Annotated in this window: 16 protein-coding genes and 1 pseudogene; 6 read left to right on the forward strand and 11 right to left on the reverse strand. The window is 63.6% G+C overall.

What is annotated here, in order from left to right:
- Positions 1-3: 3 nt before the first annotated feature.
- Genes AC25M7_RS14225 through AC25M7_RS14235 form a run of 3 tightly spaced genes read right to left on the reverse strand, consistent with a single transcriptional unit; the run spans position 4 to position 1082 of the window.
- A complete protein-coding gene (locus AC25M7_RS14225) occupies positions 4-624 on the reverse strand; it encodes an SOS response-associated peptidase (RefSeq protein ID WP_186596420.1) in 621 nt (206 codons plus the stop codon).
- A 15-nt stretch (positions 625-639) separates the two neighbouring features.
- On the reverse strand, positions 640-900 hold the full coding sequence (locus AC25M7_RS14230; RefSeq protein WP_028689518.1) for a putative signal transducing protein: 261 nt from the start codon (positions 898-900) through the stop codon (positions 640-642).
- Complete coding sequence (locus AC25M7_RS14235) at positions 900-1082, reverse strand: CPXCG motif-containing cysteine-rich protein (RefSeq protein WP_010225771.1); 183 nt, start codon at positions 1080-1082, stop codon at positions 900-902. Before AC25M7_RS14235 ends, AC25M7_RS14230 begins: the two co-directional genes overlap by 1 nt.
- A 125-nt stretch (positions 1083-1207) precedes the next feature.
- Here AC25M7_RS14235 and AC25M7_RS14240 point away from each other — a divergent pair, with 125 nt between their 5' ends.
- On the forward strand, positions 1208-2374 hold the full coding sequence (locus tag AC25M7_RS14240; protein WP_028689517.1) for a 1-acyl-sn-glycerol-3-phosphate acyltransferase: 1167 nt from the start codon (positions 1208-1210) through the stop codon (positions 2372-2374).
- A 40-nt stretch (positions 2375-2414) separates the two neighbouring features.
- Here the strand turns inward: AC25M7_RS14240 and AC25M7_RS14245 are convergent, their stop codons facing one another.
- Entirely contained in the window at positions 2415-2675 is a 261-nt protein-coding gene (locus AC25M7_RS14245) for a hypothetical protein (RefSeq protein ID WP_486971165.1), read from the reverse strand.
- Between the two features lie 158 nt (positions 2676-2833).
- On the opposite strand from AC25M7_RS14245, the gene AC25M7_RS14250 reads away from it, so the two are divergent.
- On the forward strand, positions 2834-3040 hold the full coding sequence (locus AC25M7_RS14250) for a hypothetical protein (protein WP_028689515.1): 207 nt from the start codon (positions 2834-2836) through the stop codon (positions 3038-3040).
- A gap of 80 nt (positions 3041-3120) precedes the next feature.
- On the opposite strand, the gene AC25M7_RS14255 is transcribed toward AC25M7_RS14250, so the two are convergent.
- A complete protein-coding gene (locus AC25M7_RS14255) occupies positions 3121-3705 on the reverse strand; it encodes a YajG family lipoprotein (protein ID WP_011532230.1) in 585 nt (194 codons plus the stop codon).
- Positions 3706-3844: 139 nt separating this feature from the next.
- On the opposite strand from AC25M7_RS14255, the gene AC25M7_RS14260 reads away from it, so the two are divergent.
- On the forward strand, positions 3845-4078 hold the full coding sequence (locus AC25M7_RS14260) for a hypothetical protein (protein WP_028689514.1): 234 nt from the start codon (positions 3845-3847) through the stop codon (positions 4076-4078).
- A 605-nt stretch (positions 4079-4683) separates the two neighbouring features.
- A complete protein-coding gene (gene mqo / locus AC25M7_RS14265) occupies positions 4684-6189 on the forward strand; it encodes a malate dehydrogenase (quinone) (protein WP_028689513.1) in 1506 nt (501 codons plus the stop codon).
- Between the two features lie 55 nt (positions 6190-6244).
- Here mqo and AC25M7_RS14270 read toward each other — a convergent pair whose 3' ends face one another.
- The 4 genes and pseudogenes from AC25M7_RS14270 to AC25M7_RS14285 form a co-directional block, all read right to left on the reverse strand.
- On the reverse strand, positions 6245-6535 hold the full coding sequence (locus tag AC25M7_RS14270) for a PA4642 family protein (protein WP_028689512.1): 291 nt from the start codon (positions 6533-6535) through the stop codon (positions 6245-6247).
- A 70-nt stretch (positions 6536-6605) separates the two neighbouring features.
- Positions 6606-7076 (reverse strand): hypothetical protein, encoded by a 471-nt coding sequence (locus AC25M7_RS14275; RefSeq protein ID WP_050703744.1) that lies wholly within the window; start codon positions 7074-7076, stop codon positions 6606-6608.
- Between the two features lie 96 nt (positions 7077-7172).
- Positions 7173-7646 (reverse strand): annotated as a pseudogene (locus AC25M7_RS14280) (WbuC family cupin fold metalloprotein).
- A gap of 2 nt (positions 7647-7648) precedes the next feature.
- Complete coding sequence (locus AC25M7_RS14285; protein WP_062364638.1) at positions 7649-8206, reverse strand: hypoxanthine-guanine phosphoribosyltransferase; 558 nt, start codon at positions 8204-8206, stop codon at positions 7649-7651.
- Between the two features lie 165 nt (positions 8207-8371).
- Between AC25M7_RS14285 and upp the strand changes: the two genes are divergently transcribed.
- Positions 8372-9010 (forward strand): uracil phosphoribosyltransferase, encoded by a 639-nt coding sequence (gene upp, locus AC25M7_RS14290; RefSeq protein ID WP_028691132.1) that lies wholly within the window; start codon positions 8372-8374, stop codon positions 9008-9010.
- 2 nt (positions 9011-9012) lie between these two features.
- Positions 9013-10287, forward strand: a complete 1275-nt coding sequence (locus AC25M7_RS14295; protein WP_486971166.1) for a uracil-xanthine permease family protein — start codon at positions 9013-9015, stop codon at positions 10285-10287.
- 60 nt (positions 10288-10347) lie between these two features.
- Here the strand turns inward: AC25M7_RS14295 and hemH are convergent, their stop codons facing one another.
- A complete protein-coding gene (gene hemH / locus AC25M7_RS14300) occupies positions 10348-11361 on the reverse strand; it encodes a ferrochelatase (RefSeq protein ID WP_028691134.1) in 1014 nt (337 codons plus the stop codon).
- Positions 11362-11374: 13 nt separating this feature from the next.
- On the reverse strand, positions 11375-12280 hold the full coding sequence (locus AC25M7_RS14305) for a TIGR01777 family oxidoreductase (RefSeq protein ID WP_486971167.1): 906 nt from the start codon (positions 12278-12280) through the stop codon (positions 11375-11377).
- Positions 12281-12397 lie beyond the last annotated feature (117 nt).

Raw genomic sequence — 12397 nt, forward strand, 5'->3', positions numbered from 1 at the left:
CACCTAGGCCGGAGTCAGGCACTCCGGCCCATTGAGCTTCGGATCGTTGACGAAATTCGCCAGCGCCCGCTCACGCAACACCGTTGGCGGCTTGGCCAGCAACTCGTGCAGCCTCGCCATCGGTGTTTCGGGGTCCAGCCATAGCGCCTGCTCGGCCTCGTCCAGGATCAGCGGCCGGCGCTGGCTCATCGCCGCTTGCGTCACCACCGCGCAACTCAGCCATGCCTGCTCCTGCACCGGGTAAACCTCCCACAGCGCGGCGAAGAACAGCGACGCCCCCTCCCCCGGCGTTACCCAGTACGGACGCTTGCGCGCCGTGCCGCGCCATTCGTAGAAGCCGTTGGCCGGCATCAGGCAGCGCCGCTGACGCAACGGCTCGCGAAACATCGGCTGCTCGGCGAGGGTCTCGGCACGGGCCTGGGCCGGGGTGCGGGACAGGTCGGTGAGCCAGGCCGGAGTCAGTCCCCAGCGCGCACCGGCCAGCTGCAGCTGGCCGTCGAGCTGGCGCTGGATCAGCACCGTGGCACCGGGCGAAATGTTCCATTGAGCCTGCTGGCCCGCAGGGAAGCCCGGCAAGCCGGCGAAGCTCTGGGACCAGCGAAACAGGGCGTAGCGTCCACACATGGGCGAAATCAAAACCTAGCAGATCAGGGTTCCGGGATAACTCTCCGGTTCGTCGCCGGCAAGCGGCTGGGCGGCATTGTACGCATCGATCAACTGCCGTGCGTACCCGGCCTGCTCGTCCGGTACCGCCAGCCCCAGCAAACCGTGCATCGGCAACTCGCCCACGGCGCCCATCAGGTCGCGCCCGACCAGGTGCACGTCGATGCCCTCGCTGGCCAGCATGCCCACCAGCATCTGCGCCTCCAATAGGCTTTCCGGGTCATAGATCCGTTGCATCAATCGTTCTCGCCATAGACATCGAGCATCCACTCCTCGCCATGCACCTGCAGCACGAAGCGGATAGGCTTGCAGCACACCTGGCAGTCCTCGATGTATTCCTGGTCGCCGCCGGACAGGTCCACCGTGGTTTCGACTTCTTCGCCACAATAAGGGCAATCGTAGATCGCAGTTTCCAGCATCGCGGCCTCCGGAGTGACTTGTGCGTATAATTGCCGGTCTGTTTACAGGGTCAGTGTGCGTCCGAGCCGTTTTTCGGAGCCCGCCCCTACCTAATTACCCTAGCCGTTTCCAACAAGAGAGCATGATGGGCGAATTCGATGCCATCCGACCGTACGACGACGCTGAGGTCCCTGCCGTTCTGGCACGCCTGCTCAGCGACCCGGCATTCCTCGATATCCTCACCCACTTCCGCTTCCCGCGCGCCGCGGGCGCCTTCGGCTGGCTGCTCAAACCGCTGATCGCCCGGCGCCTGCGCAAGGAATTCGCCGGCGTAAGCTGCGTGTCCACGCTGCAGGACAAGGTCGAGTACTACGTCGACCGCACCATCGACCGCGCCACCGATGGCGTCACCTACACCGGCGTCGAACAGCTCAAGTCGGGTACCGCCTACCTGTTCCTGGCCAACCACCGCGACATCGTCATGGACCCGGCCTTCGTCAACTACGCGGTGTACCACGCCGGCCTGCCGACGCCGCGCATCGCCATCGGCGACAACCTGCTGCAAAAGCCATTCGTCAGCGACATGATGCGCCTGAACAAGAGCTTCATCGTGCACCGCTCGATCAGTGGCCGCCGCGAGAAGCTGGCCGCCTATCAGTTGCTCTCGGCCTACATCAACCACTCGATCCGCAACGATTGCGTGTCGATCTGGATCGCCCAGGCCGAAGGCCGCGCCAAGGACGGTGACGACCGTACCGATTCGGCGATCCTCAAGATGTTCCACATGAGCCGCAAGGACGAGCCGTTCGGCGCGGTGATCCAGGGCCTGAACCTGATCCCGGTGTCGATCAGCTACGAATACGACCCCTGCGACCAGGCCAAGGCCCGCGAGCTGTACATCCGCGCCACCACCGGCAGCTACACCAAGGCGCCGGGCGAGGACGACAACAGCATCGCCCAGGGCATCACCGGCTACAAAGGTCGGGTACACATCAACTTCGCCCCACCGGTGAGCGACTATCACGAGGACACCAAGCAACTGGCCCAGGCCATCGACCGGCAGATCCTCGGCGGCTACCGGCTGTTCCCGGTGCACTACCTGGCCTATGCGATGTGGGCGCAGAAGGACGCGACGCTCGAGGTGCCGAGCGCGGAAAAAATCTTCCCGGCCGACGAACTGGCCAAGGCGAAGGAAGAATGGCAGCGTCGGCTGGACGCATGCCCCGTAGAGCATCAGCCGTACCTGGTACAGCAGTATGCGACGCCGGTACGTAACCAGTATCAGGTGAAGCGTCAGCCGGCATCGGCCTGACAAAACGCTTTGTCGAAGCGGGCGTGCCCGCTCCGACAAATCAGATCCAGGTACTGAACCAGGACAGCAGCAAGGCCATCGCCAGGCAGCAGAAGCCCAGGATGTAGTAATAGCGCGGCACCCGCTGCTCGAGGCCTTCAACCACGCCTTCATCCACCGCCAGACGCTCCCGGCTCAGCGCCTCGCGACGCCGGGCGCTGTGCAGCAGCAGCCCGCCAGGGCAGATAATGAGCAGGGCCAGCAGGTTGATCAGCTTGGCCGGATGGGCGGCCAGGAAGCCCCAGAGCATTTGCAACGACATTGCGCGACCTCGGCATCACGTACGGCAAAGCCCGGCATTCTACTCAAGCCCGGGATCGGTGCCGCCACTTTACGACCAGCTGTCATTTAATTTCATCTGTCACACGCTCGTCATGAGGGCAGGCCACCCTGTCGGCCTCTACCGAACCGGAGCTTGTCATGCTGCACGCCGAGAACCAGGACCGCCTCTACCTTGTCGCCCAGAGCGACGAGCAGCAGGCGCTGATCGACGGTTTCGCCATCAATGTCCAGGACCGCCAGTGGCTGGTGTATTGCGCGCTGGGCGGGCATGCCCATCAGGACCTGCCTGAGGTCGACCCATATACCGGGATCAGCCTGCTGGACTTCAATGTACAGGCTGCCTGAGCCGCGAATACGTCCGCGAAGATAATAAAAAACCCGCCGCCTAGATGACCGGGCGGCGGGTTTTGTTCTTTACAGAAGCCTTACTCGCCCAGCACCTGGCCGACGGTCGGGTCCTTGAACAGACGGGTCAGGGCATCGCTGAGCACATCGCTCACCAGCTTGGTGTTGGTTTCCTGGTTCGGCGCCATGCCGAAGCGCTGGTCCAGCGAAGCACCGTAGCGGCCGCTGTAACGACGGTTGGCGTTGGACACGTCGGCACGGAAGGTGGCGCCGATGGTCGCCTCGGTCACGTACATTTTGTCCTTGGGCGACTGGTACTTGAGCTCGGCCAGGGTCACAGTCAACTGCGGCGCGTTGTAGGCGTTGGGCGTCGGGGTGAAACCGAGCAGGCGCACCGCCGCCTCGGCCTGGGCCTGCAGCTTGGGCACGACATCGTTGCCATTGACGGTGATGGTGCTGGTCTCGGGGTACATGCCACCGCGAGTGCCGAGCGACTGCGAGGCGCGCCCGTCGACGACCTTGACCACCACCGGCTGGCCGTGGCCGACCGGGGCCAGTTGCTGGGTAAGCTTGGGTTGCGGGCTGAGTTGCTGCGGGCTGTGGGCACAACCGGCCAGGCTCAGGCTGGCCACCGCGAACAAACCGACCAACAGACGTTGCAACATGCGCGTTTCTCCAGAAAAAGCGGCAAAGGCCCACAGTATACCCAGCGGCAAGCCACAAACAGCAACTGCCCCTGTGTCACAATCGTTTCATGCCCCCCGGTTACTCTGGCGCCAGCCCTCACACACAGGACTGACCGCCATGGCCTCGCTCTGGACCCTGCTCTTCCACCGCCCGCGCCACGCCACCTACGCCCGCCTCGACAGCGACGGCATCTGCCTCGGCTTCAAGCACTGTGCCACGCCACCGGGCAACGGCGGCTGGGTGCAGGTGAACGAGGCGCAACTGGCCTGGCTCGGCCGTCCGCTGCCAGCCAACGCCCGGGTTTGCGCCCATGCAACGCAGCGTTGGCAGCAACGCACCCTGTCGGCCTGACAAACGCTGCAATAAAAACCCAACAAGTACGCCCTTTCCGCCCGCGACATCGTTATAATCTCCCCCCGATTATAAGGACGTCTCCTGATCGGGCCCCGCATTCGCCGCTTGACCCCGGCACCCTCGACGCTTCGCCCACAGAGAGCCTTCCACTCAGGTCTTGCATTGGCTGTCGTGCCTGCTGTTTCCGGCCTTCTGCTTCGCATGAACCTGCGGGTTGCCATCGCGCAGTCCACTTTTGAGGTTCACGACTCCAAAAGAGCGTGAAAAAACGGTTTTTCACAACTTCACGAGAGTGTGGCGAGCAAATGAACAGTCTGGCATGTGCAAGAGCGGCAGATGTGTCCCGAACAGCCCTGAACAGACGGCAAAAACGCTCATCCCTGATGAGCCTCTGAGGCCGGTCCATAACGCACGACGGAGCACTTGACCATAAGTCGAATTGCCGCACCCGTGGCAAAGGGCGTTCAATAGCCGAACACCCAAGACTGATTGGCGGTGTCCGCGGAAGTTGCAAGAACTGCGAAGAGTCGGACATGGCGATCCTGGCCACCCCAGGGATCCTATGCTGTCAATTAGGTGCTGTAGATTGTGGAGACGCGTTAATGGCGCAGAACGAATCGGTTGATGTGGTACTGGTAGGCGCGGGCATCATGAGTGCCACCCTGGCCGTACTGCTCAAGGAGCTCGACCCGACCCTGAAGCTTGAGGTCATCGAGGCGATGGACTCCGGGGCCGCGGAAAGTTCCAACCCTTGGAACAACGCCGGTACCGGCCATGCCGGACTGTGCGAGCTGAATTACACCCCGCAGGCTGCCGATGGCAGCATCGACATCAAGAAAGCCGTGCACATCAACACCCAGTTCGAGGTTTCGCGCCAGTTCTGGGCATACCTGAGCAGGAAAGGCAACTTCGGCTCGCCACGTGCTTTCATCAACCCGGTTCCGCACCTGAGCTACGTCGAGGGTGACAAGGGTATCGACTTCCTCAAGAAGCGTTTCGAGCTGCTCAAGCAGCACCACGCCTTCTCGGAGATGGAATACACCGAAGACAAGGCCGTGATGAACGATTGGATGCCGCTGATGATGCCGGGCCGCCCGGCGGACCAACGCATCGCCGCGACCCGCGTGATGAAGGGTACCGACGTCAACTTCGGCGCCCTGACCAATAAGCTACTCAAGCAACTGGGCAACAGCCCGGACGCCCAGGTCAAGTACAGCAAGAAGGTCGTCGGCCTGCGTCGCAACGGCAGCGGCTGGACCGTGAGCATCAAGGACGTCAACAGCGGCGGCAGCCGCGAAGTCGACGCCCGTTTCGTCTTCCTCGGCGCCGGCGGCGCGGCCCTGCCGTTGCTGCAGATGTCCGGCATCCCGGAGAGCAAAGGTTTCGGTGGCTTCCCGGTCAGCGGCCAGTGGCTGCGCTGCGACAACCCGGAAATCGTCAAGCAGCACCAGGCCAAGGTCTACAGCCAGGCCGCAGTAGGTGCCCCGCCGATGTCGGTTCCGCACCTGGACACCCGCGTGGTCGATGGCAAGAAATCGCTGCTGTTCGGCCCATACGCCGGCTTCACCACCAAGTTCCTCAAGCACGGTTCGCTCATGGACCTGCCACTGTCGGTGCGCATGGGCAACATCGGCCCGATGCTGGCGGTGGCCCGCGACAACATGGACCTGACCAAGTACCTGGTGAGCGAAGTGATGCAGTCGATGGAGCAACGCCTGGAATCGCTGCGCCGCTTCTATCCCGAGGCCAAGGCCGAGGACTGGCGTCTGGAAGTGGCCGGCCAGCGCGTGCAGATCATCAAGAAGGATCCGAAGAAAGGCGGCATCCTGCAGTTCGGCACCGAGCTGGTCTCGGCCCAGGACGGCAGCCTGGCGGCGCTGCTTGGCGCATCCCCAGGCGCCTCGGTGACCGTGTCGATCATGCTAGAGCTGATCGAGCGCTGTTTCCCTGAGCAGGCCAAGGGTGCCTGGGCCGCCAAGCTCAAGGAAATCTTCCCGGCCCGCGAGAAGCTCCTGGCCAGCGATGCCGCCCTGTACCACAAGATCAGCGCCGACAACGACGAGGCACTGGAACTGGTGGAAAGCAGCCCGGCCAAGCATTACGCCTGATCCGGCCAAAACGAAAAAACGCCCCTCGGGGCGTTTTTTTGTGCCTGGACCTCTATCAGCCCCGGGCGTTATCGATGATCTCGATGTACTCCGGCGCATTGCGCTGGTCGGCGATCACCTCGACGAAGGTCTTGCCGTGCTCGTCCTTGCCGTCCAGGTCATAACCAGCCGCGACGAAGAAGCCCACATAACGCTCGAAATCATCGATGCGCAGGCCACGATAACCCTTGATCAGCTTGTGATGCGACGGCGAGGTAAGGCCATCGGCCGGCTCGAACTGCAGGAACGTCTTGATGTACTCGTCGCTGATCTCGTCACCAATCACTTGTTTCTTGTCTTTACGCATCGCCGACTCCAACTGGACCATCACGGACATTTTCGAAGGCCGGCAGTTTACCCCCCGAAACCTGCGGCCCTCAACGCGTACGTACGGTACCGGTGTGCAGGTCGGCCCAGATGTGGCCATTGGCGTAGGTGAGGAACTGCACGTACAGGGTTTCGTTGCGCAGCAAGTCCATGATCACCCGGTAGTCGGCCATCGGGTAGTTGAGGGTCAGGGTCCGGCTCTTGTCGTCATAGGCCGGTTTTTTCAAGCTCTTGCCGCCTTCGCCATCGAAGTTGAGCAACACCTGAGCGATGGTAGAACCCTTGCTCAACGGCTTGCCCTTCAGGCGCATCTGCAAGGACGAAGTGATCGGAATCGGTTGCTGGTCGGACTGGCGCTGGGTGCCCACCACCACGCTGTAGTCGGTGACCTGCAGCAGTTGCTGGCTGGCCGGAGCCTCCTGGCGCAGGGAGAGGTCGTCGGGCGGGAGGAACTGGCTGTGCAGCGGCGCAGCGGAAAGCGGCAGGCTTACCGCCAGCAGGAGGGGGACGATCGCACGCATGTGGGCTCCTTGGCATGAGCAGGCACTCTACGCACAGGCTCTGTTGGGGGGCAAGTCGCAGCAGCGAACCGCCGCTCCCGCGATGAGAGAGCGAGCTCAATCGAACTGGGCGCGCATCCAGGCGTGATACTCGGTAACACCCGCTTCGCCTTCACGCGGCGCCCAGTGAGCGTGCTCTCCCTCGCCCACCGGCCGGTACGGCCCGGCCTTGCACTCGAACATCACGCTGTCTGCCTCGAGCACCACCAAACCGTGGTAGGTCCCGGGCGCCAGGTCGACCCCCAGGCACTCGCCGCCCGCCAGCAGTACACGCTTGTCGATTACCTCACCCTGATCATCAAAGATCAACAGCCCCAGTCACCCTTTGAGCACGATCAGAGCCTCGGCCTTGTCATCACTCAGGTGCCGGTGCGGCGGAATGTAGGTGTGCGGCTGCAACCCCACTGCCATGCGATGGCAAGGTTCCTCCATCTGGTGGAAGTTGTGGTGTTGACGCCCACGCGGGCTTTCGCTGGCCTTCTGCGCCAGCCCGTCGAACAACGACTGATCGAGGAACGCAGGCTGGCGCATGATCACAGCCCCTTGACCGCGAAGATACCGTTGGCGTTGCGCCAGTAACCCTTGTAGTCCATGCCGTAGCCGAAGATGTAGCGGTCGATGCATGGCAGGCCGGTGTAGGTGGCCTTCAGGTCCGGACTGGCCTTGCGGTCGTGGTCCTTGTCGATCAGCACGGCGGTATGCACCGCACGGGCGCCGGCGTGCTTGCAGAACTCGATGATGGCGCTGAGGGTGTGGCCCTCGTCGAGGATGTCGTCGACGATCAGCACGTCGCGGTCGATGAACGACACTTCCGGCTTGGCCTTCCAGAACAGCTCGCCGCCGCTGGTGGTGTTGCGGTAGCGGGTGGCATGCAGGTACGAGGCTTCCAGCGGGAACTGCAGGTGGGTCAGCAGCTTGCCAGAGAAGATCAGGCCGCCGTTCATCACGCAGAAGACCACCGGGTTCTTGTCGTGCAGGTCCTGGCAGATCTGCTTGCCGACCTCGGCGATGGCGGCCTCGACCTCGGCTTCGTTGTACAGGCAATCAGCCTCGCGCATCACTTGACGGATATGCTCGAGATCGGCGGACATGGCGCTCTCCAGGGGGTGCGTTTTGGAAAAGCGGGCAAAGGTACGCATCCGCTCGTCCCAGATCAAGCCTTTATGGACTAACGTGCACAATGACTGCACGACATCAAGGAATGAATAGATTAATCTAGCGCGGTTTTTTTGCCCGCCTCCCGGAGCCCTCCCCCTATGCCTACTCGTGAGATCCGCCATCCGCTGATCCGCCACAAGCTCGGCCTGATGCGCCGTGCCGATATCAGCACCAAGAATTTTCGCGAACTCGCCCAGGAAGTCGGTGCACTGCTGACCTATGAAGCCACCCAGGACCTGCCGCTCGAGACCTACGAGATCGACGGCTGGTGCGGCAAGGTGCAAGTCGAGAAAATCGCCGGCAAGAAGATCACCGTCGTGCCGATCCTGCGCGCCGGCATCGGCATGCTCGACGGCGTGCTCAGCCTGGTCCCCGGGGCCAAGGTGAGTGCCGTGGGCGTTGCCCGCAACGAGGAAACCCTCGAAGCCCACACCTACCTCGAGAAACTCGCGCCGGACATCAACCAGCGCCTGGCCCTGATCATCGACCCGATGCTGGCCACCGGCGGCTCGATGGTCGCCACCATCGACCTGCTGAAAAAGGCCGGCTGCAAGGAAATCCGGGCCATGGTCCTGGTCGCGGCCCCCGAAGGCATCGCCGTGGTGGAGAAAGCCCACCCCGACGTGCAGATCTACACCGCCTCGATCGACCAACGCCTGAACGAACACGGCTACATCGTCCCAGGCCTGGGTGATGCCGGCGACAAGATCTTCGGCACCAAGCAGAAGGACGCCTGATCATGCAGGACGGCTTCAACGACCCGCTCTGGCGTCAGGTCGTCTCGGGCGCGCAGATGCTCTTCGTGGCATTCGGCGCGCTGGTGCTGATGCCGCTGATCACCGGCCTCGACCCCAACGTGGCCCTGTTCACCGCAGGCATCGGCACCCTGCTGTTCCAGCTGGTCACGGGCCGCCAGGTCCCGGTGTTCCTGGCCTCGAGTTTTGCCTTCATCACCCCGATCATCCTCGCCAAGGGCCAGTTCGGCCTGGCCGAGACCATGGGCGGCGTGATGGCGGCAGGCTTCGTGTACACCTTCATGGGCCTGATGGTGAAGATCAAGGGCACCGGTTTCATCGACCGCATGCTGCCGCCGGTGGTGATCGGCCCGGTGATCATCTCCATCGGCCTGGCCATGGCGCCGATCGCCGCCAACATGGCGATGGGCAAGGCCGGCGACGGCAGCGTACTGCTGCCGTACAAGACCGCCATGATGATCTCCATGCCGGCGCTGTTGACCACCCTGATCGTGGCCGTGTTCGGCAAGGGCATCTTCCGCCTGGTGCCGATCATCGCCGGCGTGCTGGTGGGCTTCGCCCTGTCGTTCGCCTTCGGCGTGGTCGACACCGCCAAGATCGCCGTGGCCCCCTGGCTGGAGCTGCCCAACTTCACCGCGCCGGCCTTCAACTGGCAGGCCATCCTGTTCATCGTGCCAGTGGCCCTGGCCCCAGCGATCGAACACATTGGCGGTGTGATCGCGGTGGGCAGCGTGACCGGCCGCGACTACCTGAAAAAGCCCGGCCTGCACCGCACGCTGCTGGGTGACGGCCTGGCCACCACCGCCGCCGGCCTGTTCGGCGGCCCGCCCAACACCACCTACGCCGAAGTGACCGGCGCGGTGATGCTGACCAAGAACTACAACCCGAAGATCATGACCTGGGCGGCGGTATTCGCCATCACCCTGGCCTTCATCGGCAAGTTCGGCGCGCTGCTGCAGAGCATTCCGGTACCGGTGATGGGCGGCATTCTCTGCCTGCTGTTCGGCTCGATCGCGGCGGTGGGCATGAACACCATGATCCGCCACAAGATCGACCTGGCCGAGGCGCGCAACCTGGTGATCGTTTCGGTGACCCTGGTGTTCGGCATCGGCGGCGTGCTGATCGGCAGCGGTGACGGCCCGGACGATTGGGGCCTGAAGGGCATCGCCTTGTGCGCCGTGGTGGCCATTGCCCTGAACCTGATCCTGCCGGGCAACGATGGCTGGAAGAACAAGAAACTGGATGACCAGTTGCCTTGAGTCTTCATTGAAATCCTGGGGCCGCCTTGCGGCCCCTCGTTTCAAAGCCAGGCGAGTTTCTCAGGCCTTCTCGCACATCCCCGCCAACACCCTCACCCACTCCGGGTGATCATTCAGGCACGGCACCAGCACCAGCTCCTTCCCGCCCGCCTCGATGAACTGCTCCTTGCCCCGATCGCCAATCTCCTCCAGCGTCTCGATGCAATCGGCGACGAACGCCGGGCACATAACCAGCAGCTTCTTCACACCCGCCTTGCCCAGCTCATCCAGGCGCGTCTCGGTGTAGGGTTCGATCCACTTTGCCCGGCCCAGGCGCGACTGGAACGACACCGACCACTTGCCGTCCGGGATGCCCATCTTCTGCGCGAACGCCCTGGCCGTGGCCAGGCACTGGCCGCGATAGCACACCGCACGCATCTCGGCGCTGGCGTCCTTGCAGCAGTCGGCGGCCTGGAAGTCGTGGTTGCCGGTGGGATCGAGCTTCTTCAAGTGCCGCTCGGGCAAACCATGGAAGCTCAGCAGCAGGTGATCATAATCCTGTTCCAGATACGGGCGGGCGCTGGCCACCAGGGCATCGATGTAGTCTGGGTGGTCGTAGAACGGCCGCAGAATGCGGGTCTGCAAAGGCAGCTTGCGCTCGGCGATGGTCTGTTTCGCCAACTCCACGACCGTGGTCACGGTGCTGTCGGCGAACTGTGGATAGAGCGGCGCCAGCGTGACCTTGCGCACCCCTTGCGCGGCCAGGCGCTCCAGGACTTCCGGCAGCGCCGGTTGGCCGTAGCGCATGGCGATCTCCACCGGCCCATGGGGCCAATGGGCCATCATCGCCTGCTGCAGACGGCGGGTCAGCACCACCAGCGGCGAGCCCTCGTCCCACCAGATCGAGGCGTAGGCATGGGCCGACTGCTCGGGGCGCTTGATCAGGATCAGCGACACCAGCAATCGCCGCACCGGCCAGGGCAGGTCGATCACGTACGGGTCCATGAGGAACTGGTTGAGGTAACGGCGCACGTCGGCCACCGAGGTGGAGGCCGGCGAACCCAGGTTGACCAGCAGCAGGGCGTGATCAGTCATGCAGCGTCCTATGTCAGAGGCGGCTGGACAGGTTGTCCAGGGCCGATTGCAGATCGTTGAAACGGAACGTGAAGCCCGCCGCCAGCAGCCGCACCGGGCGCGCGCGCTGGCCACCGAGCAGCAGCGTCGACAGCTCGCCGAGCCCGGCCTTGAGCAGCAGCGCCGGCATCGGCATGAACGCCGGGCGATGCAAGGTGCGCCCCAGGCGCTTGGCGAACTCTCGATTGCGCACCGGCTCCGGCGCGCAGGCATTATAGGGACCGCTGGCTTCGTTGTGCTGCAAGAGAAAATCAATCAGGCCGATTTGGTCGTCGATATGCACCCAGGGCATCCACTGCCGACCATCGCCCAGCGGCCCCCCCAGGCCCACCTTGTATGGCAGACGCAGGCGCGACAAAAAGCCGCCATCGGCGGCCAGCACCAGGCCGGTGCGCACCAGCACCACGCGGATTCCCAGGGCCTCGGCACGCTGGGCGGTTTCCTCCCAGGCGATGCACAGCTGGCTGGCGAAGTCCTCTTTCACCGGCGGCGAAGCCTCGGTCAGCTCACGCTCGCCACCGTCACCGTACCAGCCCACCGCCGAGCCGGAAATCAGCACCTGCGGCCGGCGCTCACGGCGCTCCAGCCAGGCCAGCAACTGCTCGGTGAGGGTCACCCGGCTGGTCCAGAGCAGATTGCGTCGCGCTGCGGTCCAGGGCCGGTCAGCGATCGGCGCACCGGCCAGGTTGACCACCGCGTCGACCTCGTCTTCATCGGCAATGTCCTCCAGCCGGGCGACGCCCCGCACGCCGGTGCCACAGATTTTCGCCACCTGTTCAGGGCGCCGGCTCCAGACCGTCAGGCGATGCCCTTGCTGGCGCCACACCTGGCACAGGTGTTGGCCGATCAGGCCGGTACCGCCGGTCAGCAATATATGCATGGCTGTGTCCTCACACTGGGCGGCCGTGGTCTATTTTTAAGATCAAGGCACTTTTTTGACCGAACGCTCTCGGATAAACATAGGCCAACCTGCCTATCGAGCGGAATAACCTTATAC

Source organism: Pseudomonas sp. P106(2024), assembly GCF_057480815.1.